Below are 25636 nucleotides of genomic sequence, written 5' to 3' on the forward strand. Positions count from 1 at the left end.
AGGCGCCGGGCCGTGATTAGCTGCCCGGCACCTCATTGCGCACGCGCACGCCATCGAGAATGATCGCCGCAAGCGAGCGGGCGGTTTCGTCGTAAAAATCCGGGGCCTGCGCACGTTCGCCTAAGATTGCGGAAACCTGCACCGAGAAATCGGAATAATGCTGCGTGACGGCCCAGATCGTGAAGATCAGGTGATGGGGATCAACCGGTGCGATGCGTTTTTGCGCGATCCAATGATGAATGACAGCCGCTTTTTCATCAACCAGATCCTTGAGATGCCCCTTGAGAAAATCGGTAATCGCCGGTGCGCCATGCAGGATTTCATTGGCGAAAAGGCGTGAGGCCTCCGGCTTTTTTGCCGACATTTCAAGCTTTTGCGCAATATAGCGGCGCAGTTCCGCCAGCGGATCGCCGTCCGGATCGATGCTTTCTAGCGGCTCCAGCCATGCGGTCAGGGTTTCTTCGAGAACGGTGACGTAAATATTCTGCTTGCGCGGGAAATAATAAAGCAGGTTCGGCTTGGACATTCCTGCTTTTTCAGCAATCTGATCGACGGTCGAGCCGCGAAAACCAAAATGGGAAAAGACATCGAGCGCTGCATCGAGAATGAGCCTGCGATTGATCGCCTGAATGCGCGTCGCGCCTTCTGCTCTGTCATTGGCCGCCTTCTCGCCGGGGGCCGGTTGTGCGGTATTGCCTGAGTCCGTGACCATATAACACCTTTGCGCAGGCAGAATTCATTAAAACCGCTTGACCGTTGTTGAAGGCTCTTCTAGCCTGCATTTTGACCAACTAGTCAAGTTTTTGCAAATTTTGCAAGAAAATTGAGGCCAGAGAGCCGGGGTCGCGGGAACAAGGCAGGCTGCCATGAGAGATGATGGGCAGTCTTGTCTACAGGAATGTGGAGGCGGAGCATATGGGGCTCAGCAACAACCCCAAAATAAGCAATCTTCGCATCAATGGCGACCGTCTATGGGACAGCCTGATGGAAATGGCCAAGATCGGCCCCGGCCTGCGCGGCGGCAATAATCGCCAGACGCTGACCGACGAGGATGGCGAGGGCCGCAAGCTGTTTCAGGGCTGGTGCGAAAAATCCGGCCTTTCGATGGGCGTGGATACGATGGGCAATATGTTCTTCACCCGCCCCGGCGAGGATGCCGATGCCGATCCGGTCTATATGGGCAGCCATCTCGACACGCAGCCGACGGGGGGCAAGTTCGACGGCGTTCTGGGCGTGCTCGGCGCGCTGGAAGTCGTGCGCACACTCGACGACATGAACATCAGGACAAAGCGCCCCATCGTGGTGGTCAACTGGACCAATGAGGAAGGCACGCGCTTTGCGCCCGCCATGCTCGCATCCGGTGTTTTTGCCGGTGCGCTCGATCAGGACTGGGCCTATGAGCGGCAGGATGCCAAGGGCAAGAAATTCGGCGATGAGCTGGCGCGCATCGGCTGGAAGGGCGACGAGCCGGTGGGCCAGCGCAAGATTCACGCCATGTTCGAGCTTCATATCGAGCAAGGCCCGATTCTTGAAGCGGAGAACAAGGATATTGGTGTCGTCACCCATGGGCAGGGCCTGTGGTGGCTGCAAGTGACATTGACCGGCAAGGAAGCCCATACCGGCTCCACGCCGATGAAGATGCGCAAGAATGCCAGCCTTGGCCTCGGCAAAATGCTGCAACTGGTCAATGAGATCGCCATGGCGCATCAGCCCGACGCAGTTGGCGGCGTCGGCCATATCGATGTCTCTCCCAATTCGCGCAATGTGCTGCCGGGGCAGATTGTTTTCACGGCGGATTTCCGCTCGCCCGATCAGGCCACGCTCGATGCGATGAAGGCGCGTTTTGAGACGGAAGCGCCGAAAATCGCCGAAGAACTCGGCATTGGTATCCAGATCGACGTGGCAGGGCATTTCGATCCGGTAACATTCGACAGCGGTTGTGTCGACGCCATCCGCAATGCGGCGGAACGGCTCGGCTACAGCCATCGCAATATTGTTTCGGGCGCAGGCCACGATGCCTGCTGGGTCAACCGGGTGGCGCCGACCGCGATGGTCATGTGCCCATGCGTGGACGGGCTGAGCCACAATGAGGACGAGGATATTTCAAGGGAATGGGCGTCGGCGGGAACCGACGTGCTACTTCATGCCGTATTGGAGACTGCCGAAATTGTAAGCTAAACTGCTATAAAGGCACCAATACTGCTTCTGTTCGCAACAAAACCAATAAGGGAACGACGAACAATGGCGCAGAATGCCAAGAATGGGGCAAGCAAGGTCATCAAGGGCGGCACCGTCATTGCGGCGGACCGCACCTATAAAGCCGATATTCTCATCGAAGGCGAGAAGATCGCCGCCATTGGCGATAATCTGAGCGGCGACGAAGTGATCGACGCATCGGGCTGCTATATCATGCCCGGCGGCATCGACCCGCACACCCATCTGCAAATGCCCTTCATGGGCACTTATTCATCGGATGATTTCGACACGGGGACTGCGGCAGCGCTTGCGGGCGGCACGACGATGGTGGTCGATTTCGTGCTGCCCGGCTCGGAGGGCAATCTGCTCGATGCGCTTCAGGAATGGTTCCAGAAGGCGGGCAAGGCGCGCACCGATTATTCCTTCCACATGGCAATCACCGGCTGGAACGAGCGCACCTTCAATGAAATGGCCGAAGTGGTGAAGCGCGGCATCAACACATTCAAGCATTTCATGGCCTATAAGGGCGCGCTGATGGTCAATGATGACGAGATGTTCGCCTCATTCCAGCGCTGCGCGGAATTGGGGGCCATGCCGCTGGTCCATGCCGAAAACGGCGACATCGTCGCGCAATTGCAGGCCAAACTCATGGCGGAAGGCAATAATGGGCCGGAAGGACACGCCTATTCGCGCCCGCCGGAAGTAGAAGGCGAAGCCACCAACCGCGCCATCATGATCGCCGATCAGGCAGGTGTGCCGCTTTATGTGGTGCATGTCTCGTGCGAGCAAAGCCATGAAGCCATTCGCCGCGCGCGGCAGAAGGGCATGCGCGTCTATGGCGAGCCGCTGATCCAGCACCTCACCCTTGATGAAAGCGAATATCACAATCGCGACTGGGATTATGCCGCGCGGCGCGTCATGTCGCCCCCTTTCCGTGATCAGCTTAATCAGGACAGCCTGTGGGCCGGGCTTGCCGCCGGTTCGCTTCAGGTTGTCGCGACCGACCATTGTGCCTTCACCACCGAGCAGAAGCGCCACGGCATTGGCGACTTCACCAAAATCCCCAATGGCACGGGCGGGCTTGAAGAAAGAATGCCGGTGCTGTGGACGCGGGGCGTGCGCACCGGACGCCTGACGCCGAATGAATTCGTGGCCGTCACCTCGACCAATATTGCCAGAATTCTCAATATCTACCCGCAAAAGGGGGCGATCCTGCCCGGCTCGGATGCCGATCTGGTGATCTGGGACCCGGAGGCGAGCAAGAAAGTTTCGGCCAGAACGCAGCATTCTTCCATTGATTACAATGTGTTCGAGGGTTTCGAACTCAAGGGCCTGCCGGTCTGCACGCTTTCGCGCGGGCGGGTGGCCTTCGACAAGGGCCGGGTGACGGCGGAGCCGGGCGACGGGCGTTTCATCGAGCGCGAACCCAATGGCGCAGTCAACCGGGCACTTTCGCAATGGAAGGAAGTGGTGGCTCCCCGCAAGGTGGAACGCAGCGACGAACATATGCCTATCGGGGTCTGAGACATGACCATAGCTCAACTTCGGGAACCGCGCATGAACACAATCCAAAGCATGGCCCCCGAACGGGGCGGAGCAAATGCGCAGACGGTTATCGACATCCGCAATCTGTCATTGGTCTTCGAGACCAATGACGGGCCGGTGCATGCGCTTTCCGACATCGATCTGAGCATCGAACGGGGCGAGTTCGTTTCGTTCATCGGCCCGTCGGGCTGCGGCAAGACCACATTGATGCGCGTGGTGGCCGATCTGGAACGGCCCACTGCCGGTTCGGTGAGCGTGAACGGCAAGACGCCGGAACAGGCGCGTCTTGATCGTTCCTATGGCTATGTGTTTCAGGCAGCAGCCCTTTTTCCATGGCGCAGCATCGAGGACAATATCGGCCTGCCGCTCGAGATCATGGGTTATTCCAAAGCCGAGCGCAAAGCCTGTATCGAAAAGAACCTGGCGCTGGTCAATCTTTCCGGTTTTGGGAAAAAATATCCCTGGCAGCTTTCGGGCGGCATGCAGCAGCGCGCATCCATTGCCCGCGCGCTGTCGTTCGATCCTGACATGCTTTTGATGGATGAGCCTTTCGGGGCACTGGATGAAATCGTGCGCGACCATCTCAATGAGCAGCTTCTCAAGCTCTGGGCGGCGACGCGAAAAACGGTGATCTTCGTCACCCATTCGATCCCTGAAGCGGTGTTTTTGTCGACGCGTATCGTGGTGATGAGCCCCCGCCCCGGTCGTATTCATGAGATCATCGATTGCGATCTGGGGCCGGACCGGCCGCTGGAAATCCGCGATTCGGAAGCCTTTCTAAAAATTGCCCATCGCGTTCGCGAGGGCCTGCGGCTGGGGCATATCCATGAGTGAGCGGGGCTTGTTCATTCCGTATGGCGGAGGGCGATGATGCAGAGCTTCCTGCGCGACAGGTTCATTCCGGTGACGACAATCCTCATCGTCATCATCGCATTGTGGTATGCGCTGGCGGTGTTTCTCAACGCGCCTTTCGAGCGTGATCAGGCGGAGCGCGCGGGAACCGAAATTTCATTTTCCACAATGCTCGCCAATACGATGAGCCAGGATCGCCCGGTCCTGCCCGCGCCGCATCAGGTGGCCGCGGAAATGTGGAAAAGCATATTTGTCATCAAGCCAACCTCCAAGCGCAGCCTCGTTTTCCATGGCTGGGTCACGCTGTCTTCGACACTGCTGGGTTTTCTCATGGGGTCGGCGCTCGGCGTGCTGCTTGCGGTGGGGATCGTGCATTCACGCACACTCGACAAAAGCCTGATGCCGTGGATCATCACCTCGCAGACCATCCCCATTCTCGCCATCGCGCCGATGATTATCGTGGTGCTCAACGCCATCGGCATATCCGGCCTGCTGCCCAAGGCGATCATCTCCACCTATCTGTCATTCTTTCCGGTGGCGGTGGGCATGGTGAAGGGGCTGCGCTCGCCCGATGTGATGCATCTCGACCTCATGCGCACCTATAATGCCTCGCGCGCGCAGATCTTCTGGAAATTGCGCTGGCCAGCGGCCATACCCTTCCTGTTCACCTCGATGCAGATTGCGGTCGCCATCAGCCTTGTGGGCGCCATTGTGGGCGAACTGCCCACGGGTGCTGTGGCGGGCCTTGGCGCGCGGCTGCTGGCGGGGTCTTATTATGGGCAGACGGTGCAGATCTGGGCGGCGCTGATCGCCGCAGCCGTCATGGCGGGAGTGCTGGTGGCGCTTGTCGGGCTGGCGGCGCGGATCGTCAACCGCCGCATGGGCGCAAGACCCGAAAGGGCCACGGCATGACCGGCAACATCCTTTCCCTGATAGCAATGATTGCAGTTTCATGGCTCGTCGTGGGCTGGGTGGCGAGCCTCAAATCGCGCAATGCGCAGGTGCAGAAACTTCTCGACATTGCAGTTCCCGCGCTTTTCGGCATCGCCATGCTGCTGTTATGGGAAGCGACCGTACGGCTTTTCGCAATTCCTTCGGTGCTTTTGCCCGCGCCATCAGCCATATGGGCGCGTATCGTCGCATCCGTCCCCATCCTTTGGGCGGATTTCCGCCAGACCTTCCTCAAGGCCGTCATCATCGGATATGCGGCGGGCTGCGGACTGGGTTTCATCACCGCCATCATCGCCGACCGCGTTCCTTTTTTGCGCAAGGGACTGCTGCCGCTTGGCAATCTGGCGGCAGCACTCCCTATTGTCGGCGTTGCCCCCATCATGGTGATGTGGTTCGGCTTCGACTGGCAGTCGAAGGCCGCCGTGGTCATCATCATGACCTTCTTCCCCATGCTGGTAAACACGGTGGCGGGGCTGGCGAGCAGCGGCGCGATGGAACGCGACCTGATGCAGACCTATGGCTCGAATTACTGGCAGACTCTCGTCAAATTACGCCTGCCTGCGGCCATGCCCTTCATCTTCAATGCGCTCAAGATCAACTCCACGCTGGCGCTGATCGGGGCCATTGTGGCGGAGTTTTTCGGCACGCCCATCGTCGGCATGGGCTTTCGCATTTCAGCCGAGATCGGGCGCATGAATGTGGATATGGTATGGGCTGAAATTTTTGTCGCGGCGCTGGCCGGGTCGCTCTCTTATGGGCTGATCGCGCTCATCGAGCGAAGAATGACATTCTGGCATCCTTCCTATCGGAAGAACTGACCCAATCCGGCATCCGCCAAAATAAGGTGGGGCCATCAAGCAGAGGGAGAACGGGCATGAAAAAGGCAATCTTGCTGACGGCGGGGCTGGCAATGGCGCTCATGTCAGGAACGGCAATGGCGGCGGACAAGCTGACCTTGCAGCTAAAATGGGTGACGCAGGGGCAGTTTGCGGGCTATTACGTCGCCAAGGACAAGGGCTTTTACGAGGAAGAAAACCTCGATGTCGAGATCAAGCCGGGCGGGCCGGACGTAGCCCCGCCGCAGGTGATCGCGGGCGGCGGGGCGGATGTGGTGGTGGACTGGATGCCTTCGGCGCTGGCCACGCGCGAAAAGGGTGTGCCGCTCGTCAATATTGCGCAGCCTTTCAAGAAATCGGGCATGATGCTGACCTGCCGCAAGGAAACCGGCATTACCAAGCCGGAAGACTTCAAGGGCCGTACACTCGGCGTCTGGTTCGGCGGCAATGAATATCCGTTCCTGTCATGGATGAGCCATCTCAAAATCCCGACCGAAGGCGGTGCGGATGGCGTAACGGTTCTCAAGCAGGGCTTCAATGTCGATCCGCTGATCCAGAAACAGGCCGATTGCATTTCCACCATGACCTATAATGAATATTGGCAGGTCATCGATGCGGGCATTCCCGCCGACCAGCTCGTCGTGTTCCCCTATGAAGAACAGGGGGTGGCGACGCTTGAGGACGGGCTTTACGTGCTCGAAAAGAGCCTTGAGGACGAGGCCACGGTCGAAAAGCTCGCCCGCTTCGTGCGCGCGAGCATGAAGGGCTGGAACTATGCCGCCGAAAATCCGGCGGAAGCAGCCGAGATCGTACTCGAAAATGATGCATCCGGCGCGCAGACGCAGGAAGTGCAGGAGCGCATGGTCAAAGAAATCGGCAAGCTGCTCGACGGTTCGGACGGCACGCTTGACGTGGCGGCTGCCGACCGCACCGTGGAAACGCTTCTGGGCGGCGGCTCCGATCCGGTCATCACCAAAAAGCCGGAAGGCGCATGGACGAGCAAAGTGACCGATGCGATGAAGAAATAACGGCATTCGTAACTTTGCCTAGAGCGGTCCCAGCAGTGAAATCGTTGGGGCCGCTCTGGCTATTTCTAAAACGCATTGCCCGGACTATTTAACCGGCTTCTCATTTCTAAGCGCGTGGGCAAGCTCTCGTTCCAGACGGACTTCTTCTTCCACCTTGGGCTTGGTAAAGCGCCCGAGCAGCAGATAGGCGATTGGCGTCACGTAGAGCGTGGTGATGGCCGCAAGTCCCAATCCGCCGACAATGATCCAGCCCAGCGATATGCGCGCTTCGGCCCCTGCCCCGCTCGCCAGAACCAGCGGCAGGCCGCCCAGCACCGAGCAGATGATGGTCATGCAGACGGGACGCAGGCGAATATTTGCCGCCTCCTCGATCGCCTCGCGCACGCTGAGGCCCTTGTCGCGGAGTTGGTCGGCGAATTCGACGATAAGAATACCGTTCTTCGCCATGATGCCAACCAGCAGGACAAGGCCGATCTGGCTATAGACATTCAGGCTGGTGCCGGTGAGAATCATCGCAAAGACGGCGCAGCCCAGCCCAAGCGGAACGGTGGCCATGACGATCAGCGCGCTGATGAAGCTCTCGAACTGCGCAGCCAGCACCAGCAGGATAATGACAATTGCAAAACCAAAGACCAGCGCGAGTCCGGTGGAGGTTTCGCTCAGCGTCTGCGCTTCCGCAAGCGGGATGATGTGACTGCCCGGAGGCAGCAGCGGTTCTGCAATCTGCAAGGCGGCGGCATAGGCATCGCCAAGGGCGAAGTCATCACGAAGACCTGTCGTGATCGAAACCGAGCGCTGGCGCGCTTCGCGGTTGAGTTGCGGCGGAACCGCCTTTTCCACCACCGAGGCGATGGATGACATCGGCACGTAGCGGCCATCGCCGGTCTTGAGGAAAATATTTTCCAGATCGGTCGGATCGTTGATCGGATTGGTGGTGGAAACAAACTTCACGTCGAAGCTTCTGTCGCCCACATAGACCGAGCCGATCTTGCGGCCATCGAGCACGGCCTGAACCGCATTGGCAAGGCCGGTAATATCGATGCCGAGATCGGAGGCGCGCACGCGGTCGATCTCCACGGAAAGCTGCGGCTGGGTCGGCTCGACGGACAGGCGCGGCTGGACGAAACGCGAATCCTTTTCCAGCGCCGCCACGATTGCTTCCGCCGCCGGGCCGATCCGGGCGTAATCATTGCCGAGGACCGCAAATTGCAGGCCGTTGCCAGCCCCGCGAATGCCGAGGCTGTTGGGCTGCATCGAGAAGATACGCACAGCGGCGATGTTGCGGACCCGTTGGTTAATATCCGCCATGATTTCCTGCTGGCTGCGCTCACGCTCGCTCCAGGGCGCGAGGGTCAACACCATGAAACCATTATTGGAGGAACCGCCGGAACCGGCAATGGCGTAGGTGGTGCGGATTTCGCCGCTGTCGCGCAACGGCCTGATCGCATCTTCGATGCGGTTGAGCTGCGTCTGAAGGAAATCGACGCTGATGCCCTGCGGGCCGTTGATGCGCAAAAGTGCGACCGCACGATCTTCCGTCGGCGTCAGTTCCTGCCGGATCTGGCCGTAGCCTATATAGGAGACACCCGCAAAAAGCAGCGCCACCAGCACGACGAGAAACGGTGCGGAAAGACAGACATGCAGGCTTTTGCGGTAGAAATTCGCAAGGCCCCGACCGATCGCGCGCAGAAAGGCTGGTCCGTGTGAACCTTCGGCCTCGCCATTGCCTTCTTTCAGCAGGCGGGAAGCAAGCATGGGACAAAGCGTGAGCGCGACAATGGCCGAAAGCATGATGGCGATGGCCAGCACGAAGCCGAATTCGCGAAACAGGCCGCCCGCCTGTCCGGGCAGGAAGGAAATCGGCACGAAAACCGCAACCAGCGTCAGCGTGGTCGCGATGACGGCAAAGAAGACTTCCTGCGTGCCGAGCACAGCCGCAGCACGCGGCCCCATGCCCTGATTGCGGCGGCGCACGATATTTTCGAGCACCACGATGGCATCATCCACCACAAGGCCCGTCGCCAGAACCAAAGCCAGAAGCGTGAGGATATTGACGGAAAAACCGGCAAGATAGATTGCTGCGATGGTGCCGATCAATGCCACCGGCATGGCCAAAGCCGGGATAAGGGTCGCGCGAATATCCCACAGGAACATGAAAATGATCGCGACCACGATCAGCACCGAGGCGATCAGCGCGATCTCGACTTCATGAATAGCGCCATTGATGAAATTCGCGTCATCGCTGGTGACGGTGATATTCACGCCCGGCGGCAGGGTGCTTTGCAGATTATCGACCGCCGCGCGAATGCCTTGTGAAATATCGAGCGTATTGGACTGGGCCTGCCGCACGATGCCAAGGCCAATCGCCGTCTTGCCGTTGGAGCGGACGGCGGAGCTTTCAATATCAGGCCCCAGCGTGACAGTGGCTATGTCGCGGATCTGGACGCGTTCATTGATGAAGACATTCTCGAAATCTTCGGGTGTTTCAAGATTGGCCGTCGCGCGCACCACGATGGACTGATCGGAACTGCGCAGGGAACCGGCGGGGGCGTCCAGCCCCATGGACGAAAGCGCGCTGGCAAGATCGGCAATGGTGAAACTATAGCTGGCAAGCCGCGCCTGATTGATGTCGATGCGGAAAATCTTCTCCCGCTCGCCATTGATCTGCACATCGGCGACACCGGGCACAGCCGAAAGCACGTCCTCGATCTGGTCCTCCACCAGAACCGTCATATCGTCCACCGAAAGCGTGTCGGAGGTCACGGCAAGGCGCATGACGGGATCGGCGTTCGAATCAGCCTTGATGATGCGCGAGGGATCGGCTTCTTCGGGGACCGTATTGGCCACGCGTGAAATCGCGTCGCGCATGTCGGCGGCGGCGACATTGAGATCGACACCATCGTTGAATTCGACGGTAACGCGGCTGCGCTCGAACGAGGATGTGGAGGAAATCGACTTGACGCCGGACACGCGGGCAACCGCATTTTCAAGAACCTGCGTCAATTGCCGGTCGATGGTTTCGGCGGATGCGCCGCTGAAATTGGTGCTGATCGTCACGACAGGCCGGTCCACATCGGGCAGTTCGCGAATGTCGACGCCGGTAAAAGCCGCAAGTCCGGCAACGATGATCAGGACATTGATGACGAAGGCAAAGACGGGACGGCGGATGAAAAGTGCCGTCGATCCGCCATTGCTCTTTTCGGGCCGGGCCTGAGGCGGGGTTTGGGAACTGCTCACGCGCTCTGTCCTCACCCTGCAACGCGACTGACGGCGTCGGGATCGGCAAGGGCCGTCCCCTGATCGTCGAGAAGCTTTACCGGTGCATTTTCGCGCACCGTCTGCACCCCTTGCGTGACGATCAGATCGCCCTGGCTGACCGGGCCGTCGATCAGGATATTGGTCGAATTGCGCTGTATGATACGCGCTGCGACCTTTCGGGCGACCCCCTCTTCAATCCGCCAGACGAACGAGCCGTCGGGACCCCACTGGATTGCCAGCGGATCGATCGAAGGATAGCGGTCGCCGGGGAAAAGGATCGTTACCGAAAAGGACATGCCGGCGCGCAGCCGGTCCTGATCATTGGCGATCTGCGCCCTTACCTGCAGGGTACGGCTGGCTTCGTCCAGCGTATTGTCGACCGCATTGATGGTGCCCTGGTAAGTGACGCCGGGAAATGCCGTCGATTCGGCGGTCAGGGCCTGCCCGACCCTGATCTGCGGGGCGAAGCGCTCCGGCACCCAGATGTCGATGAGGACCGTCGAGCGATCATCGATACGGGCGATGGGGGTCTGCGCGGTGATGTAATTACCGGCATTGACCGGAAGAATGCCGATAATTCCGGAAATCGGCGCGCGCACCGTGCGGCGGCTCAAGGCCAGTTGCGCATCCTGCAATGCAAGGCGGGCATTGGCAACGGCAAGTTCGGCTGCGACCTCCTGCACCTGCGTGGCCGTGTTGGTCTCGCGCAGGCGCGCCGTACGCGCACGGGTATTTTCCGCATCTTCAAGCGCCGTCTGCGCCTTGGCGACGGCAATCGTCTCCGTCTCGTTGTCCAGTTCGGCGATTGTATCGCCTTCCTTGACTACATCTCCCGCCTTGACCAGAAGCCTGGTCATATAACCGCTGGAATAGGGCGTCACCGAGACCGTCTTCAGGGCGCGCGCCGATCCGATGGCGGTGAGGCGATTATTGATCGTCTCCTCGCCCGCGGGCTCGACGACGACCAAAGGCGCGCCCCTGTCGCCGGATGATCCGGGCCCCCTGTTTTGCGCGGGGGTTTCCCCAGTGGTTTCCATTGCTGCGTTCTTGCCGCTATAAACATACCAGCCGCCAGCGGCGGCAAGAATTATGAGCAGGCACAGGGCCGTCTGCTTCCAGGCTTTCATTCAGCTCTCCGGCAAGGTCGGTCGCATAGGCTTTGAAAGACCTTGTTCTGGAACGGCTCCGGCTGGACCGGGATCGGCCAGGCCATTCCATCTCATTGTTTTCACACATTCTTCAGCGGCAATTCCGCTTCATATTTTTGCAGGAAATACGTTAAGGCATCGATATTTCCTTCGGGCGCAGAAATTGCCAGCTGATATTATCAGAACGATGACTATCCCGATAGAATGCAAACCACGCGGGCTTATCCACAAATCAAGATCTTTCCCGGCGACTCTGCACAAGCAGCTTCCACGGGTCGAGTTAAATTTCGGTAATGTAAACCATTGCCAATATGCTGATTAGCTTAACGAAAGCGACAAAGCCTGTTGGATTTCCAGAACCATTCCATATATAAACCGTGTTCAAAACTCACAGGGTGCACAACAGGCTGAACGAGCGGCGCCACGACCGGCCAGGCCGTCGATTTGGAAGCAGGCGATGGCGATTGCGCAAAAAGATACAGGCAGGGATGCGGAGGGCGAAAACGCCGCAATGCCGGTTGCCGATCCGGGTGAAAAGATTTCTGAAGGCCAGTTTACGCGGCTGCGCTGGCGCAACCGGCTTTCGAGCAAGCTCCTGCTTCTGATCGTTCTCGCCGTTCTCATCGCCGAAGTTCTGATCTTCGTCCCCTCCATCGCCAATATGCGCATACGCTGGATGGAGTCGCGCCTCGATACGGTGGAAGCGGTGAGCGAAGTCCTGATTGCCAGCGGCAATATGAACATTCCGCGCGACGTTCAGGACAAGGTGCTCGTCACCACCGGCACCAAAGCCATCGCCTTGCGCGAGGCGGGGGCCTCGCATCTTTTGGCCATGAGCGAAATGCCCGACAGGATCGATCAGGTAATCGACCTCGATAATATCAGCGAAGCGGCGGCAATCTGGGACGCATTCGGAACCCTGTTCAATGGCGGCGACAGGACCCTGCGCATTTACAGCTCGATTTCACCACAGGATGCACCGCAAGATTCTGGTCGCTTCATTGAGATCGTCACATCCGATGCTCCCCTGCGCCATGCCATGCTGCTCTATGCGGGCAATGTGGCCTTTGTTTCGCTGCTCATATCGGTGATTGCCGCAAGCCTTATCTATCTCATCATCCATGAAGCCTTGCTGCTGCCCATCCGCATCATGCATCGCAATATGATGGATTTCGCTGCTGCGCCTGAAAACCCGACCCGGATTCTGGTGCCCGAGGACCGCAAGGACGAATTCGGCATAGCGCAATATCAGATCGCCCATATGCAGAGCGATCTGCAACGAACGCTCAAGGAGAAAAGGCATCTCGCCGATCTTGGCCTGGCCGTTTCCAAGATCAATCATGACATGCGCAATATTCTCGCCTCGGCGCAATTATTGTCCGACCGGCTGGCAGACACCGAAGATCCCATGGTGCAGCGCTTTGCGCCCAAGCTGATCCATACGCTCAACCGCGCCATCAGCTATTCGGAAAGTGTCATGGCCTATGGCCGTTCGCAGGAGCCGCCACCGCGTCCGCGCCGCGTAAGGCTGGGGACCATCATCAAGGATGTCGAGCAGATGCTTGATCTGAGCAGCACGAGCGGTATCGAATTTGAGAACCGCGTTGCCGATGATTTCGAAATAAATGTCGATTCGGAGCAACTTTTTCGCGTGCTGAGCAATCTGTGCCGCAACTCCGTGCAGGCAATGGAGCGTGATTCGCGCCATGGCGATGCCGTTATCAAAAGGCTCACGCTTTCGGCGGGGAGAATCGGAACCGCGGCGATCATCGGCGTGGAGGATACCGGGCCGGGGCTGCCGCAAAAGGCCCGTGAGCATCTTTTTACCGCATTCAAAGGGTCCACGCGCAGCGACGGCACCGGCCTTGGCCTTGCCATCGCACAGGAACTGATACAGGCCCATGGCGGCACGATAGAATTGCGCGAGGATCGCCCCATCGGCGCGCATTTCGAGATACGCCTGCCCGACCTGCCGGACTGGCAGGATAAATGACGCAATTACGGCCCCCCCCCCCGGCCCATTCGGAGGTGGACAAAACCGGCTCCATTCAAGAAAACTTCACATAAGCGCATTTTTTTCTCAGAAGGTGCTTGCATTTAATACCGGGTCCGATTATCAACCGCCTGCACCGCAATGATCGGTCGCGCAGGCAAGCACCCGTAGCTCAGCTGGATAGAGCACCAGACTACGAATCTGGGGGTCAGAGGTTCGAATCCTTTCGGGTGCGCCATTCTCTTTTCAATGACTTAGCAGTAACGACGTTCCTTTGGCGTTCCTGTAGAATGTTTTTCAAACGTTCTTCGGCGTTCTGTGAGCCACGCGCAATTCAGCAACTCTGCGCCTCTCTTCGATCGTATTACGGTTATATCTGGCGGGCGTAGCGATGTTCGCATGGTTCGCCATAATGTTCGGCGAGCGATTCGACGCTTGAGTATCTGAAACCCAATGGGCCGGGACAGATACACAAAGTTCAGGACACTCCCCTTTTCGAATCGGCTGACCAAAGAGCAGCCTCAAGTATTCCAAACTCCTCGCAATGCCACCGACTTTTGCGTTAAAGCGTGTCGCGATCTTTCAGATTCGCTCCTTACGCTTTAAGTTGTTGTTTTAATGCATGTCGATATCCCGAAACCGGTTCCCACTTTCGGGCGACATGCTTTAGAAGTGCTCCTTCAATTTCAGGGGCAGCCAATATATCGACGGTAAACGTTTCTATCGCAAAGCGAGGAGCGGCACCTCATATGCCTCCGCCACGCTCTACTTTACTTCATTCGGCTTCCATGAAGTCGAACGGCTTTGCCGTGACGAACTGACTGGACGCCTCGCCGGTAAGGACACGGGCCATGTCCACCCCGAGATCCAGTTTGCGGACCTGCGCGCCCTCGGAGAAGTCGAGCTTCTTCATATCCACCCAGAAAACGTTGGGCGAGGTCGCTGACTCACCGTAAAAGACCATGCCCTTCTGATCCGCCACCACACGCCAGCGGGTGGTGGACAGGTTCGGTGCCTCGGGAATGCTCACGCCATAGGGCGCCGAGGCGTTGCGGATCACGCTGAACACTGCGGCAGCGGCAATCCGGGGGTCGTCGCTTTGGGTCACTGCGTTGATATAAAAGCCGGCGCGTACGAAACGGTCTTCGGAGCGGCCACTACCGGGGAGAAATTTGAGAGGGTCAATCGCGCTCCAGTATTTCTGGTTGGCGAGCTGGTCGTCATAGGGCGGGTCGTTCGTCACCACCTGATAGGAGCGGTCGTGATGGATGCTCAGCTTTCCATCAATCCACTCCAGAACGGCACTGTCGCCGGTTGCATCGGAGAGCGTCAAATGGAGCGGTGCGAGACTGCCGGGGCGTCCGGGCACCTCACCACTCACCACATCCACAGGATGGTTGCGCGTGTATTCGATCGCCTCCGAGACCGTTGCGAACTGATCGAGGTAGAACTGCGCCCAGATCGAAAGGGAGAGACGAGGCATTGTCCCATCGTCCTGCGGGAATGTTGTGGCGTTCAGCCATAACAGGCTGGCATTGAGCCCTGCTTCATTCATGCCGTCAACGGTGGAGATGTCATAGCCGGATACGGCCAGGCTGCCGAATTTCGATGTCCATTCCAGCGAACGCGGACCGGCGGCCCCGCTGCGTTTCATCCCGCGAGGAAAGACCCAGAAGTTGCTGACCATCGGATCCTTGAAATCCATGTTGCGGCCTGTGATGTTCCTCCCGTCAGGGCCGTGATAAACGACCCGAGTGCAGGCCTCGGCCTGGGCGGTCAGCAATGCAGCAGCGGCAGTCAAACCAGCAAGAATGCGTGTGAAGCGAGACATATTGAACACCAATCCATAAGAAGACTGCGGGAAGTGGGTACAAATCAAAACCGGTAGGTCATTCCCAGAACCGGGCCGCTGAGGCGCGTATCATAGACGTGACCTTTGTGATCATAGTCAACGTCGAGCACCTTGTAACCCACGGAAGCGGAAAAGTGGTCGCTGAAGGCGTAATTGACGGTAGCCATCGCTGACCAAGTGAAGTCCGATCCCGCACCGAAACCGCCGATGTCTGCCTGCGCCTGCGCTGACAAGGTTTTCGTGATTGGAAGGAAGGCGCGCAAACCGACCAGTGGATCGACCCAGCCGAAGCTTTCTTCGTGGCTAACAGACCCGCTGAAACCGCCAAGGCTCCCGGTAAGCGTCACATCATTCGAGATGTGCCAGAAGCGCGCGCCGCCAAGGGCATCGAGCGTGAACTGCGACGTATCAACGACCCGGTAGCCGCCCATCAGGGTTGCAGTGAATTGCCTCGTGTCAACCTTCGCATCGATGCTGCCGCCCGGCGGTATTGTGCCGACCCCGGGAATCGCGAGTGCCGGCAGCGGCCCAACCCCATGGCCGTCCGTCGTATCGACATACATGATGTCGCCCGAGAAGACGAAGCGGTCGTAGCGTCCCCAAATGTTGATGAACCCGCCAAAATTCAGCTCGTCCATGACGTCGGAGAACGACTTCTCGACGCCGATAGTCGGACCACGCCGAAACGGAGAAATATGCCCATCGAGGCCTGCCGCCCACATATAGGGCGTAATCTGCAAGGCCCAATTTTGAGGCTCCGCCGAAACATGCTCTTCTGCCACGTTAAGGGTAGCATCCGCGCCATAGGCGGAATGTGCGCTGCAGAGGGACAACACAATGACAGCGGCATACCAAGGCGACAGGGCCTGGCTGTTGTCGGTGACAATTGGCTGGTCTTGGGGGCTGCGGCAGGCGTACTCCCGACCGCGGGACTTTTTGCAGGACCGAAATACCATGATACACCCCTCATCTTGGCGTCTATATCAGCCAAATTATTGACATCTGAAGGCAAGTTGCGATTTCGGGTACTATGCTCCATACAGACTTCATCAAATCCCCGCAACCCACGGCAGATCTGGTCCAAGAGAATAGCGGTAGACAACGCTGCATAGCCGGACCCCGACGGCAGAAACGACAATCAGAAATTATAGAGCAGCTACAATGACATAGCGGTGCCCAGTTTCATCTGCTCCAGCGCGCCATTTTTCCAGGACAATGAACACCAATGAGAGAACGCCGGACCGGGCATTGGCTGCAAATGCTGCGTTGCGTTATTCGTGACAGGTCATCCGCGACATGTTATTTAGAGATGTGGCATACGAACTTGCGTATTTGGAGTATTCTGGTTCGATTGAATGCGATCAAGCCTCTAAATCCTTGTTTTATGCGCGTCTTGCCCAAAGACCGTTTCACGCTTTTCGGGATGTGTTCTAATTCAACACGGAGGACATGATGACCAAGCACAAAGTCGGATATTTTGTGGGCAGCCTCGCCAAAGGCTCCATCAACCGCAAGCTTGCGCTGGCACTGGTGCAGCTGGCGCCCGCCGAATTGGAAATGCAGGAGATTTCCTTCAGGGATCTTCCGCTCTACAGCTATGATTATGATGCCGATTACCCGAAAGTCGCGCGGGATTTCAAAGAGGCCATCGCCGCCGTGGACGCCGTGCTTTTCGTCACCCCCGAATATAACCGCTCGATTCCCGGCGGCCTGAAAAATGCCATCGACTGGGCAAGCAGGCCATGGGGACAAAATTCCTTCACCCGAAAGCCGTCCGGCATTATCGGCACATCGCCCGGTTCAATCGGCACCGCCGTTGGCCAGCAGCATCTTAAAACTATTTTGAGCTTCTGCAATTCGCCGATGATGAATGCGATCGAAGCCTATATCCATTTCACCCCCGACCTGATCTCCGACGATGGTGTGGTCAGTTCCGAATCGACCCGGGATTTTCTGGCTAACTACATGAGCGAATTCAATAATTTCATCAACCGGGTATATACGGCCTACCCACGCAGCTAATTCATCAACCTATGGAATACCGAGCTTGCAGAGCCGCTCCCGCACATCTCGGCGGGAGCGGCCGCATGTGAGCACGGAGAACATATTTGCTCATCATCCCGAACAGGATGACGGTCTTTTATCGTTATATTTTTGGAAAGATGAATGGTGCTGCGAGAGAGGATTGAACTCTCGACCTCTCCCTTACCAAGGGAGTGCTCTACCACTGAGCTACCGCAGCATTCGCCTGAACGCGGCGGACTTCTGCCACATCATTACGCAAATCGCAAGCAAGCAATTACAATTCTTTGCATATAATGTGGAAATCGGCGAAGAGAGCCGTGGAAAGCACCTTTTCGCAGCCATTCCAGCGTAGTAAACAGGGCATATGAGCGAAGAAACGACCCAGAACAAGAAATCAAGCGCGTCCGATCCGCGCAAAAAGCGGCGCGCGGACCAGCTTCGTGCGAATCTGATGCGGCGCAAGGCGCAATTGCGCTCGCGGCGCGCAGGCGAGGCCGATGAGCGCACAGACGGCATTGCCGCAGCCGGCAAAGATACGGAATGATGCCGTGGGGAAAAGCCGTTCTTGAAGAGAGGGGACGGCTGCGCTAAAAGCGCGTTCAAACTCTTGACTGCGCCGTGGTCGGCCCATGATTCGCAATCGACCTAATTCCGCCGCAAGATTTGTACTTTATTGCTGCATCGTCGCCAAGCCGGAAGGCTTGCGAAGCCTTGCAAAAAATAATTGCAAAATAATTATCGGGCATTTGCTTCGGCCCAGAAAGTGAAACAGCATGGATCGCATCAAAATCATCGGCGGCAACAAGCTCAATGGCGTCATCCCCATCTCCGGCGCGAAAAACGCAGCCCTGCCCCTGATGATCGCCTCGCTGCTGACCGACGATACGCTGACGCTCGAAAATGTGCCGCATCTGGCCGATGTCGAGCAATTGATCCGCATCCTGAGCAATCATGGCGTCGATTATTCGGTCAATGGCCGCCGCGAGCACCAGAACGGCGCCTATTCGCGCACCATCCATTTCACGGCGCGCAATATCGTCGACACCACTGCGCCCTATGAACTGGTTTCCAAAATGCGCGCGAGCTTCTGGGTGATTGCGCCGCTGCTGGCGCGCACGGGCGAAGCCAATGTGTCGCTGCCCGGCGGCTGCGCCATCGGCACGCGCCCGGTCGATCTGCTGCTCGAAAGCCTTCAGGCGCTCGGCGCTGAAATCGAGATTGAAAACGGTTATGCCAAGGCTCGCGCCAAGGACGGCCTTGTCGGAACGCGCTACGCATTCCCAAAGGTTTCTGTCGGCGCGACCCATGTGATGCTGATGGCTGCAACTTTGGCCAAGGGCGAGACCATTATCGAAAACGCCGCGCGCGAGCCGGAAGTCGTCAATCTGGCCGATTGCCTCAACGCAATGGGCGCAAAGATTTCCGGCGCAGGCACGAGTACGATCCATGTTGAAGGCGTGACCAGCCTTTCGGGCGCGCGCGTTCGCGTCATCCCCGACCGCATCGAGACGGGCACCTATGCCATGGCGGTGGCCATGACGGGCGGCGATGTGCTGCTTGAAGGCGCGCAGGAAAGCCAGCTTTCAGCCGCGCTGGAAACGCTGCGTCAGGCGGGTGCGGAAATCACCGAGACCAATAGCGGATTGCGGGTCGTGCGCAATGGCCACGGCATCGAGCCGGTCGATATTGTCACCGATCCCTTCCCCGGCTTCCCAACCGATCTTCAGGCGCAGTTCATGGGGCTGATGACCAAGGCCAAGGGCACGTCGCGCATTACCGAAACGATCTTCGAGAATCGCTTCATGCATGTGCAGGAACTGGCGCGTCTTGGCGCGAAGATTTCGCTTTCCGGCCAGACCGCAACCGTCGAGGGCGTGGAACGCCTCAAGGGCGCGCAGGTGATGGCGACCGATCTTCGCGCATCGGTTTCGCTGGTGATTGCGGGGCTTGCCGCCGAAGGCGAAACGCTCGTCAACCGCGTCTATCATCTTGATCGCGGCTTCGAGCGGCTGGAAGAAAAGCTCTCGCGCTGCGGCGCGAATGTCGAACGCATCAGCGGCTAAGTGCCCATAATTCAAACTGGCCGGAACCTTGCAAGCGTTCCGGCCTTTTGTCTTCAGTCGCCATTTCTCCCCCAATAGGCTGAATAGCCTGTCGATTTTTTTGTGCCGACATGCAAGATTGGGTAAGCTTGGCGGTCAGGCTGATTGCTTCAAAAACGACAGGGGTTGGTACGAATTATGGAAATGTTGAAGCTCGTAGCGCTGGATGAGGAAGACTTGCAGGTCCTGTCCGCCCATCTTCAGGACGCCGTGCTCAAAGTCTCCGATCTTCAGTATTTTGCCAAGGACCGGCGTTTCATCCTCACGGCAAACCGTTTCGTCTGGGAAGAAGCCAAACCGAAATTCCTGCGCAAGCCCGCCTATCAGCGCCGCCGCACCGCATTGCATTTCAATCGCGTCAACGCCATCAAAGCAACCGGCATCGACCGGCAGAAAGGCGAAGAGGTGCTTTCCCTGCTGGCGATCCGCTTTCTTCCAGACGCCGCACCGGCGGGAACAATAGAACTGACTTTCTCGGCCAATGCGGCTATCCGGCTTGATGTCGAATGTATCGAAGCGCAAATGACCGATCTTGGCGCAGTCTGGGAAACCGAATCCCGCCCGCGACACGATGTCTGACCGGCGCTTCAATCAGATTTCACACAGGCTTTGAGCCTCTACAGACAGACTAAAGGAATAATTGCGTGGTCACGACGCTCAGACAAACCGATCCCGATTTTGAACAGAAATTCGCAGCCTTCCTTTCCGGCAAGCGCGAAGCTTCAGAGGATGTCGATCGGGCCGCGCGTGAAATCATCGATCGCGTGCGCCGCGAGGGCGATGCGGCACTGATCGACTATTCGCGCCGTTTTGACCGTATCGATCTGGAAAAAACCGGCATTGCCGTCACCCCGGCGGAAATCGATGCGGCATTTGATCTTGCCCCCGCAAGCACTATCGAAGCGCTGAAGCTGGCGCATGAGCGCATCGAAAAGCACCATGCGCGCCAATTGCCCAAGGATGATTATTATACGGATGCGCTCGGCGTCGAACTCGGCTCGCGCTGGACGGCCATCGAGGCGGTGGGGCTTTATGTGCCCGGCGGCACGGCGAGCTATCCAAGCTCGGTGCTGATGAACGCCGTGCCTGCAAAGGTTGCAGGTGTGGAACGCATCGTGATGGTGGTGCCTTCCCCCGATGGCATTCTCAATCCGCTGGTGCTGGTGGCCGCGCGCCTTGCGGGCGTCTCCGAAATCTATCGCGTGGGCGGCGCGCAGGCGATCGCCGCACTTGCCTATGGCACGCAGACCATTGCGCCGGTTGCAAAGATCGTCGGCCCCGGTAATGCCTATGTCGCCGCCGCCAAGCGCATCGTTTTCGGCACCGTCGGCATCGATATGATCGCCGGACCTTCGGAAGTGCTGGTGATTGCCGACAAGGACAACAATCCCGACTGGCTGGCAGCCGATATTCTTGCGCAGGCCGAACATGACAGGGCGGCGCAATCCATCCTGATGACTGATGACGAGCCATTGGCGAAGGCGGTCGAGGAAGCGGTCGAGCGGCAGCTTCGCACCCTGCCGCGTGCGGAAACGGCGGCTGCAAGCTGGCGTGATTTCGGCGCTGTCATTCTCGTGGAAAATCTCGAAGCCGCCATTCCGCTGGCCAATCGCATCGCAGCCGAACATCTGGAAATCGCGACCGCAGACCCGGACGCCCTGCTGCCGAAAATCCGCAATGCGGGTTCGATCTTCATCGGCGCGCATACGCCCGAAGTGATCGGCGATTATGTCGGCGGCTGCAATCATGTTCTGCCGACTGCGCGTTCGGCGCGTTTTTCATCGGGCCTTTCGGTGCTCGACTATATGAAGCGCACCTCGCTGCTCAGGCTCGGCCCTGATCAGCTACGCGCACTCGGACCAGCAGCCATTGAAATCGCCCGCGCCGAAGGGCTGGACGCCCATGCCCAGTCGGTTGCCATCCGGCTTAATTTATGAGGAAACATGACCGCTGGTGTTCCCAATGCCCGTCTTGTCGATATCGAGCTTGATGAATCCATCGGCCGCTCGACGCCCGATGTCGAGCATGAACGCGCGGTCGCTATTTTCGATCTGATCGAAGAGAACGCCTTTTATCCGGTAGGCGACGGTATTGGCGGGCCTTACCGGCTGCGGCTCTCTCTCATAGAAAAGCGCCTGATCTTTTCCATCAGCCGCGAAAATGGCGAAGAGGTTGCAACCCATATTCTTTCGCTGACGCCGCTGCGGCGTGTCGTGCGCGACTATTTCATGGTCTGCGAAAGCTATTATGAAGCCATCCGCTCGGCCAGCCCCAGCAAGATCGAAGCCATCGATATGGGGCGGCGCGGGCTGCATAATGAAGGCTCGCAAACATTGCAAACGCGGCTTAACGGCAAGATCAAGGTTGATTTTCAAACGGCGCGGCGGCTTTTCACGCTTGTTTGCGTCCTGCACTGGCGGGGCTGATCCTTGATGGCGGCGCAGGATTCCATGGCCCCCGACGATGATACGCAAGAGGCTCGAAAACGCCCCACATCATTGCTTTTCGTGTGCGGAAAGAACGCTATCCGCTCACCCATGGCCGAGCTTCTTGCAAGAAAGCTGTTGCCACCCAATATTTATGTGGCTTCCGCCGGTGTGAAGCGGGGTGAGCGCGACCCGTTTGTGGATGCGGTGCTTTCGGAAGAGGATCTGTCACTTGATGACAGGCAGCCGCGTGGTATAGAAGAACTGGCCGATGGCTATTTCGACCTCATCATAACGCTGACGCCTCTGGCGCATCATACGGTTCTGGAGCGTATGCGCGGCTTTTCCGTCGATGTGGAATATTGGCCGACGCCCGATCCCACGCTGATGACCGGAAGCCGGGAGCAGATCATGAATGCCTATCGGGATGTCCGGGACCGCCTGAAGAGGCAAATAACGCAGCGTTTTGCGTCCGATTAGGTTCGCCCAATTCGGTTGTTCACAAATGCCGCCTAATCATATAGGTTCCGCGCAAAATCAGGTTCAGGGCCCGGTTGGGGCTATTTTATCAAAGAAAGAAACAGGTATCGCATGGCGAAAGAAGAAGTCCTCGAATTTCCGGGTGTTGTTACGGAACTGCTGCCCAATGCAATGTTCCGCGTAAAGCTCGAAAACGAACATGAAATCATTGCCCACACTGCCGGGCGTATGCGCAAGAACCGCATCCGCGTTCTCGCAGGCGACAAGGTTCTGGTCGAAATGACGCCCTACGATCTGACCAAGGGCCGCATTACCTATCGCTTCAAGTAAGCAATCGCTTCGCTTTTCAGGAAAACCGTGTCGATGAGCGCGCAACACAAGCTGGTTCTTGCCTCCGGCTCTCCCCGCAGGATCGAGCTTCTGAGGCAGGCGGGCATCGAGCCAGACCATATCCAGCCCGCTGATATTGACGAAACGCCACAGCGCGCGGAACATCCGCGTTCGCTGGCGCGCCGTCTTGCGCGTGAAAAGGCCAGGGCCGCCCATGAGCGGCTCAAAAGCGACGAGAATTTCGCCCGCGCCTTCGTGCTCGCAGCCGATACGGTCGTGGCCGTGGGGCGGCGCATTCTGCCGAAAGCCGAGATCATGGATGAAGCGCGCGAATGCTTGCGCCTTTTATCCGGCCGTACACACAAGGTTTTCACCGGCATATGCCTTATTCTGCCCAATGGCGCAGAACGCGTGAACGTCGTTGAAACGCGGCTGCGCTTCGAGCGGCTGACACGCAGGCAGATCGATGCCTATCTGGCGTCAGGCGAATGGCGCGGCAAGGCTGGCGGCTATGCCGTACAGGGGCTTGCAGGCAGCTTCGTGGTCAAGCTTGTGGGTTCCTACACCAATGTCGTGGGCCTGCCCTTGCAGGAAACCGTGAGCCTGCTTGGCGATGGCGATTATCCCGTCCATGCCAATTGGTCGAACGGGAAGGTCTGAATCGATATGAGCGACAAGAAAGACATATCCGCTGCCGCAGGCGCACGCGTCACACCTCTGCGCCCGACACGCCCCTGCCCCGAATGCGGCAAGCCATCCAGTCGCGATTCCTATCCTTTCTGTTCGCCGCGTTGCAAAAGCATTGACCTCAATCGCTGGCTTTCGGGCAGCTATGTCATTCCCGGCAAGCCGATCGATGAGGAAGAAGAAAACGATAACTGAGGCTTCGCTCACATCGGTTTCCACAGTAAAATCGGTGCTTTAGCAAGGTTGTGAGAAAAGCTGATAAAAATTGCGATACGGTGCTGGACAGCGCCAAATTTAATGCTATAACCCACGCACTTCCGGCGGACATGAGTGCCGCCACGCAGTAAGGCAGCAGCCTTGCGGGATGCCCGGATAGCTCAGTTGGTAGAGCAGCGGATTGAAAATCCGCGTGTCGGCGGTTCAAATCCGTCTCCGGGCACCACTAAAAAACCCAACGAAATCAAAGAGCTAGTCTAGATCAAGGCTCATAGAAAATCCCAAGAATATGTTGCAACGTCATGCAACATAAATCCACGTTTTCCGGGCTTTTCAACGTGTTGTAAACTGCTCCATGCAACACATCTGCAACACGCTAATGATTGATAATCGCCCGACCGGCAACCGCCGGATGGTTTACGCCAGCAGCAAGGCCGGTCGGGCTACCCTGCCCGGTTTTGGGCAGGGGGCTTGCTCCTCGTGTTCTGGTCCGCCGAACGGCTGGTGAGGCCGCCGGGAATGGGAGCAGGCCTTTATCGCCCGCTTCCCGACTTGCCGCTCGGGACGGCAAGGATGGAGGATCTGGCCGGGTACGATCCGGCAACCTGCCGTTTAGAAGACGGCTGCGCTATCCAGTTGCGCCACAGATCCAATAGGTTGGACGGGCCTGCGGAGAACAAACATCCCGTCCCGCAGCTTCGGGCCATGCACGAACCCGTCGCTGCTGCGGCCACACACAAAAAGGCCGCGGAAACTTGTTAGTTGGGGTGGCCGGATGTGCCAGAGCCATGCCAGTAGTGAACTCCATATGGCGGAGCTGATGAAGAAGCCCATCGATAAGTCACTCATGCCACCCTCCCATTCGCCATCAGCGTCAACTCATATGCATCATGCGCCCGATCCAGTTCCGCGGCTTTGTCGGCCAATATCCGGATGAGGTATGGAGATGCGCGATTGAACAAATCTTCGTCGTGCATATCGAGATGCAAAAGCGTGTCGGCCAATGCGCGGACTTCGCAAACGTGATTGCTGATGTCATAGAAGGTGCTCATGGCCGCCCTCCTGCTGCGGACCAAAGAAGACTGTCAATCTCACGATGCAGGCCATACAGCGGAATCGTCCCTAGATTGGCTGGCGTTCCGTCCGTCAGCATGTCCATAACGCGAATGGCCGCGTCCAATCGTCCGAAAGCATCATCAAGCCCGAAAATCAGGTCTCTCGCGACTTCTACCCTTTCAGGCAAAGCGGTGTCGTTTGCTCGCACGGGGTGCTGCATGGCGGTATCTCCTCAACTGTGGGGTTCCTGATTGACCGGGCATACCGAGGACGGGTTGCGAACGCTCTGTGGACCGGCCAATCAGGAATTAGTAATCTGTTAAGCGTGCTGCGCGGTTTGCGTTGCAGTGTTCTGATTTCGTGATAATGTACCGATACCAATACAAAATCAGTACGTCAAGCGGAAATCGGTACACTGTCATGATTAATTCTGTTCAATGTAAAATGGCGCGTGCAGCGATCGGCTGGGGTGTGCGTGATTTAGCTCGTGAAGCTGGTGTTTCAGTGGATACAATCTCACGCTTAGAACGCGGCGAAGAATTGCAACCCCGCACTATAGATGCCATCCGCGCCGCCCTCGAATCGGCGGGCGTCGTATTCATCCCCGAAAACGGCGGCGGATACGGTGTTAGGCTGAGAGACAGGCAGGACTGAC

At 57.9% G+C, this 25636-nt stretch carries 25 protein-coding genes and 4 tRNA genes; 20 read left to right on the forward strand and 9 right to left on the reverse strand.

All coding sequences use genetic code 11. From position 1 onward, the window contains the following. Positions 1–16: 16 nt before the first annotated feature. Complete coding sequence (gene rutR, locus DKP76_RS01310; protein WP_109704625.1) at positions 17–712, reverse strand: HTH-type transcriptional regulator RutR; 696 nt, start codon at positions 710–712, stop codon at positions 17–19. Positions 713–915: 203 nt separating this feature from the next. On the opposite strand from rutR, the gene DKP76_RS01315 reads away from it, so the two are divergent. The 6 genes from DKP76_RS01315 to DKP76_RS01340 all read left to right on the forward strand — a co-directional run bounded on the left by DKP76_RS01315 (position 916) and on the right by DKP76_RS01340 (position 7408). Next, the gene (locus tag DKP76_RS01315; RefSeq protein WP_109705119.1) at positions 916–2178 is read left to right on the forward strand and encodes a Zn-dependent hydrolase; all 1263 of its coding nucleotides are present in this window, start codon (positions 916–918) and stop codon (positions 2176–2178) included. Positions 2179–2241: 63 nt separating this feature from the next. Then, positions 2242–3720 (forward strand): dihydropyrimidinase, encoded by a 1479-nt coding sequence (gene hydA, locus DKP76_RS01320; protein ID WP_109704626.1) that lies wholly within the window; start codon positions 2242–2244, stop codon positions 3718–3720. A gap of 33 nt (positions 3721–3753) precedes the next feature. Further along, the gene (locus DKP76_RS01325; RefSeq protein ID WP_109704627.1) at positions 3754–4575 is read left to right on the forward strand and encodes an ABC transporter ATP-binding protein; all 822 of its coding nucleotides are present in this window, start codon (positions 3754–3756) and stop codon (positions 4573–4575) included. A 36-nt stretch (positions 4576–4611) separates the two neighbouring features. Further along, positions 4612–5505, forward strand: coding sequence for an ABC transporter permease (locus DKP76_RS01330; RefSeq protein ID WP_109705120.1), 894 nt, complete (start codon positions 4612–4614; stop codon positions 5503–5505). Next, positions 5502–6362: an ABC transporter permease gene (locus DKP76_RS01335; protein ID WP_109704628.1), complete on the forward strand. Its 861-nt coding sequence runs from the start codon at positions 5502–5504 to the stop codon at positions 6360–6362. Before DKP76_RS01330 ends, DKP76_RS01335 begins: the two co-directional genes overlap by 4 nt. 56 nt (positions 6363–6418) lie before the next feature. Further along, the gene (locus DKP76_RS01340; RefSeq protein WP_109704629.1) at positions 6419–7408 is read left to right on the forward strand and encodes an ABC transporter substrate-binding protein; all 990 of its coding nucleotides are present in this window, start codon (positions 6419–6421) and stop codon (positions 7406–7408) included. Between the two features lie 84 nt (positions 7409–7492). Here DKP76_RS01340 and DKP76_RS01345 read toward each other — a convergent pair whose 3' ends face one another. Further along, complete coding sequence (locus tag DKP76_RS01345; RefSeq protein ID WP_109704630.1) at positions 7493–10645, reverse strand: efflux RND transporter permease subunit; 3153 nt, start codon at positions 10643–10645, stop codon at positions 7493–7495. 11 nt (positions 10646–10656) lie between these two features. Further along, complete coding sequence (locus DKP76_RS01350) at positions 10657–11793, reverse strand: efflux RND transporter periplasmic adaptor subunit (protein ID WP_109704631.1); 1137 nt, start codon at positions 11791–11793, stop codon at positions 10657–10659. Positions 11794–12271: 478 nt separating this feature from the next. Between DKP76_RS01350 and DKP76_RS01355 the strand changes: the two genes are divergently transcribed. Together DKP76_RS01355 and DKP76_RS01360 are read left to right on the forward strand one after the other, a co-directional pair. Next, the gene (locus tag DKP76_RS01355) at positions 12272–13807 is read left to right on the forward strand and encodes a sensor histidine kinase (protein WP_109704632.1); all 1536 of its coding nucleotides are present in this window, start codon (positions 12272–12274) and stop codon (positions 13805–13807) included. Between the two features lie 161 nt (positions 13808–13968). Beyond that, positions 13969–14045 (forward strand) — tRNA-Arg (locus DKP76_RS01360). A gap of 537 nt (positions 14046–14582) precedes the next feature. Here the strand turns inward: DKP76_RS01360 and DKP76_RS01365 are convergent. Together DKP76_RS01365 and DKP76_RS01370 are read right to left on the reverse strand one after the other, a co-directional pair. Continuing rightward, positions 14583–15638, reverse strand: coding sequence for a linear amide C-N hydrolase (locus DKP76_RS01365; RefSeq protein WP_109704633.1), 1056 nt, complete (start codon positions 15636–15638; stop codon positions 14583–14585). Between the two features lie 44 nt (positions 15639–15682). Next, positions 15683–16441, reverse strand: a complete 759-nt coding sequence (locus DKP76_RS01370) for a porin family protein (RefSeq protein ID WP_425349355.1) — start codon at positions 16439–16441, stop codon at positions 15683–15685. 670 nt (positions 16442–17111) lie between these two features. On the opposite strand from DKP76_RS01370, the gene DKP76_RS01375 reads away from it, so the two are divergent. Then, complete coding sequence (locus tag DKP76_RS01375; protein WP_109704634.1) at positions 17112–17681, forward strand: NADPH-dependent FMN reductase; 570 nt, start codon at positions 17112–17114, stop codon at positions 17679–17681. 145 nt (positions 17682–17826) lie between these two features. Here DKP76_RS01375 and DKP76_RS01380 read toward each other — a convergent pair. Continuing rightward, positions 17827–17901: transfer RNA gene (locus DKP76_RS01380), tRNA-Thr, on the reverse strand. 147 nt (positions 17902–18048) lie between these two features. Between DKP76_RS01380 and DKP76_RS01385 the strand changes: the two genes are divergently transcribed. The 10 genes from DKP76_RS01385 (at position 18049) to DKP76_RS01430 (ending at position 24151) form a co-directional block, all read left to right on the forward strand. After that, the gene (locus DKP76_RS01385) at positions 18049–18228 is read left to right on the forward strand and encodes a hypothetical protein (protein WP_109704635.1); all 180 of its coding nucleotides are present in this window, start codon (positions 18049–18051) and stop codon (positions 18226–18228) included. 229 nt (positions 18229–18457) lie between these two features. Next, positions 18458–19747: a UDP-N-acetylglucosamine 1-carboxyvinyltransferase gene (gene murA / locus DKP76_RS01390; RefSeq protein WP_109704636.1), complete on the forward strand. Its 1290-nt coding sequence runs from the start codon at positions 18458–18460 to the stop codon at positions 19745–19747. Positions 19748–19924: 177 nt separating this feature from the next. Further along, positions 19925–20365, forward strand: coding sequence for a DUF2948 family protein (locus tag DKP76_RS01395; RefSeq protein WP_109704637.1), 441 nt, complete (start codon positions 19925–19927; stop codon positions 20363–20365). Between the two features lie 65 nt (positions 20366–20430). Next, positions 20431–21723, forward strand: a complete 1293-nt coding sequence (gene hisD, locus DKP76_RS01400) for a histidinol dehydrogenase (RefSeq protein WP_109704638.1) — start codon at positions 20431–20433, stop codon at positions 21721–21723. Positions 21724–21729: 6 nt separating this feature from the next. Then, on the forward strand, positions 21730–22212 hold the full coding sequence (locus DKP76_RS01405; RefSeq protein ID WP_109704639.1) for a UPF0262 family protein: 483 nt from the start codon (positions 21730–21732) through the stop codon (positions 22210–22212). 6 nt (positions 22213–22218) lie between these two features. Then, entirely contained in the window at positions 22219–22692 is a 474-nt protein-coding gene (locus tag DKP76_RS01410) for an arsenate-mycothiol transferase ArsC (protein ID WP_109704640.1), read from the forward strand. 111 nt (positions 22693–22803) lie between these two features. Continuing rightward, on the forward strand, positions 22804–23022 hold the full coding sequence (gene infA / locus DKP76_RS01415; RefSeq protein WP_002965531.1) for a translation initiation factor IF-1: 219 nt from the start codon (positions 22804–22806) through the stop codon (positions 23020–23022). A gap of 33 nt (positions 23023–23055) precedes the next feature. Beyond that, positions 23056–23682: a Maf-like protein gene (locus DKP76_RS01420; protein ID WP_109704641.1), complete on the forward strand. Its 627-nt coding sequence runs from the start codon at positions 23056–23058 to the stop codon at positions 23680–23682. Between the two features lie 6 nt (positions 23683–23688). After that, a complete protein-coding gene (gene yacG, locus DKP76_RS01425) occupies positions 23689–23904 on the forward strand; it encodes a DNA gyrase inhibitor YacG (RefSeq protein ID WP_109704642.1) in 216 nt (71 codons plus the stop codon). 171 nt (positions 23905–24075) lie between these two features. After that, a tRNA-Phe gene (locus DKP76_RS01430) sits at positions 24076–24151 on the forward strand. Between the two features lie 348 nt (positions 24152–24499). Here the strand turns inward: DKP76_RS01430 and DKP76_RS01435 are convergent. The 3 genes from DKP76_RS01435 to DKP76_RS01445 form a co-directional block, all read right to left on the reverse strand. Continuing rightward, positions 24500–24576 (reverse strand) — tRNA-Arg (locus DKP76_RS01435). 194 nt (positions 24577–24770) lie between these two features. After that, positions 24771–24977 carry a hypothetical protein gene (locus DKP76_RS01440; RefSeq protein WP_109704643.1) on the reverse strand — a complete coding sequence of 69 codons (207 nt, stop codon included), beginning with the start codon at positions 24975–24977 and terminating at the stop codon, positions 24771–24773. Further along, positions 24974–25201, reverse strand: coding sequence for a hypothetical protein (locus DKP76_RS01445; RefSeq protein ID WP_109704644.1), 228 nt, complete (start codon positions 25199–25201; stop codon positions 24974–24976). The genes DKP76_RS01440 and DKP76_RS01445 overlap by 4 nt, the downstream gene beginning before the upstream one ends. A gap of 200 nt (positions 25202–25401) precedes the next feature. On the opposite strand from DKP76_RS01445, the gene DKP76_RS01450 reads away from it, so the two are divergent. After that, positions 25402–25635: a helix-turn-helix domain-containing protein gene (locus tag DKP76_RS01450; protein WP_245410109.1), complete on the forward strand. Its 234-nt coding sequence runs from the start codon at positions 25402–25404 to the stop codon at positions 25633–25635. The last annotated feature ends 1 nt before the right edge of the window (position 25636 follow it).

The organism is Falsochrobactrum shanghaiense, from assembly GCF_003149535.1.
Classification (GTDB): Bacteria; Pseudomonadota; Alphaproteobacteria; order Rhizobiales; family Rhizobiaceae; genus Brucella; species Brucella shanghaiense.

Excerpts from the sequence above, each read along its gene's own strand:
- rutR (WP_109704625.1), bottom strand. The coding sequence starts at position 712 with ATGGTCACGGACTCAGGCAATACCGCACAACCGGCCCCCGGCGAGAAG.
- DKP76_RS01315 (WP_109705119.1), top strand. The coding sequence starts at position 916 with ATGGGGCTCAGCAACAACCCCAAAATAAGCAATCTTCGCATCAATGGC.
- hydA (WP_109704626.1), top strand. The coding sequence starts at position 2,242 with ATGGCGCAGAATGCCAAGAATGGGGCAAGCAAGGTCATCAAGGGCGGC.
- DKP76_RS01325 (WP_109704627.1), top strand. The coding sequence starts at position 3,754 with ATGAACACAATCCAAAGCATGGCCCCCGAACGGGGCGGAGCAAATGCG.
- DKP76_RS01330 (WP_109705120.1), top strand. The coding sequence starts at position 4,612 with ATGCAGAGCTTCCTGCGCGACAGGTTCATTCCGGTGACGACAATCCTC.
- DKP76_RS01335 (WP_109704628.1), top strand. The coding sequence starts at position 5,502 with ATGACCGGCAACATCCTTTCCCTGATAGCAATGATTGCAGTTTCATGG.
- DKP76_RS01340 (WP_109704629.1), top strand. The coding sequence starts at position 6,419 with ATGAAAAAGGCAATCTTGCTGACGGCGGGGCTGGCAATGGCGCTCATG.
- DKP76_RS01350 (WP_109704631.1), bottom strand. The coding sequence starts at position 11,793 with ATGAAAGCCTGGAAGCAGACGGCCCTGTGCCTGCTCATAATTCTTGCC.
- DKP76_RS01355 (WP_109704632.1), top strand. The coding sequence starts at position 12,272 with ATGGCGATTGCGCAAAAAGATACAGGCAGGGATGCGGAGGGCGAAAAC.
- DKP76_RS01365 (WP_109704633.1), bottom strand. The coding sequence starts at position 15,638 with ATGTCTCGCTTCACACGCATTCTTGCTGGTTTGACTGCCGCTGCTGCA.
- DKP76_RS01375 (WP_109704634.1), top strand. The coding sequence starts at position 17,112 with ATGACCAAGCACAAAGTCGGATATTTTGTGGGCAGCCTCGCCAAAGGC.
- DKP76_RS01385 (WP_109704635.1), top strand. The coding sequence starts at position 18,049 with ATGAGCGAAGAAACGACCCAGAACAAGAAATCAAGCGCGTCCGATCCG.
- murA (WP_109704636.1), top strand. The coding sequence starts at position 18,458 with ATGGATCGCATCAAAATCATCGGCGGCAACAAGCTCAATGGCGTCATC.
- DKP76_RS01395 (WP_109704637.1), top strand. The coding sequence starts at position 19,925 with ATGGAAATGTTGAAGCTCGTAGCGCTGGATGAGGAAGACTTGCAGGTC.
- DKP76_RS01405 (WP_109704639.1), top strand. The coding sequence starts at position 21,730 with ATGACCGCTGGTGTTCCCAATGCCCGTCTTGTCGATATCGAGCTTGAT.
- DKP76_RS01410 (WP_109704640.1), top strand. The coding sequence starts at position 22,219 with ATGGCGGCGCAGGATTCCATGGCCCCCGACGATGATACGCAAGAGGCT.
- infA (WP_002965531.1), top strand. The coding sequence starts at position 22,804 with ATGGCGAAAGAAGAAGTCCTCGAATTTCCGGGTGTTGTTACGGAACTG.
- DKP76_RS01420 (WP_109704641.1), top strand. The coding sequence starts at position 23,056 with ATGAGCGCGCAACACAAGCTGGTTCTTGCCTCCGGCTCTCCCCGCAGG.
- yacG (WP_109704642.1), top strand. The coding sequence starts at position 23,689 with ATGAGCGACAAGAAAGACATATCCGCTGCCGCAGGCGCACGCGTCACA.
- DKP76_RS01440 (WP_109704643.1), bottom strand. The coding sequence starts at position 24,977 with ATGAGCACCTTCTATGACATCAGCAATCACGTTTGCGAAGTCCGCGCA.
- DKP76_RS01445 (WP_109704644.1), bottom strand. The coding sequence starts at position 25,201 with ATGCAGCACCCCGTGCGAGCAAACGACACCGCTTTGCCTGAAAGGGTA.
- DKP76_RS01450 (WP_245410109.1), top strand. The coding sequence starts at position 25,402 with ATGATTAATTCTGTTCAATGTAAAATGGCGCGTGCAGCGATCGGCTGG.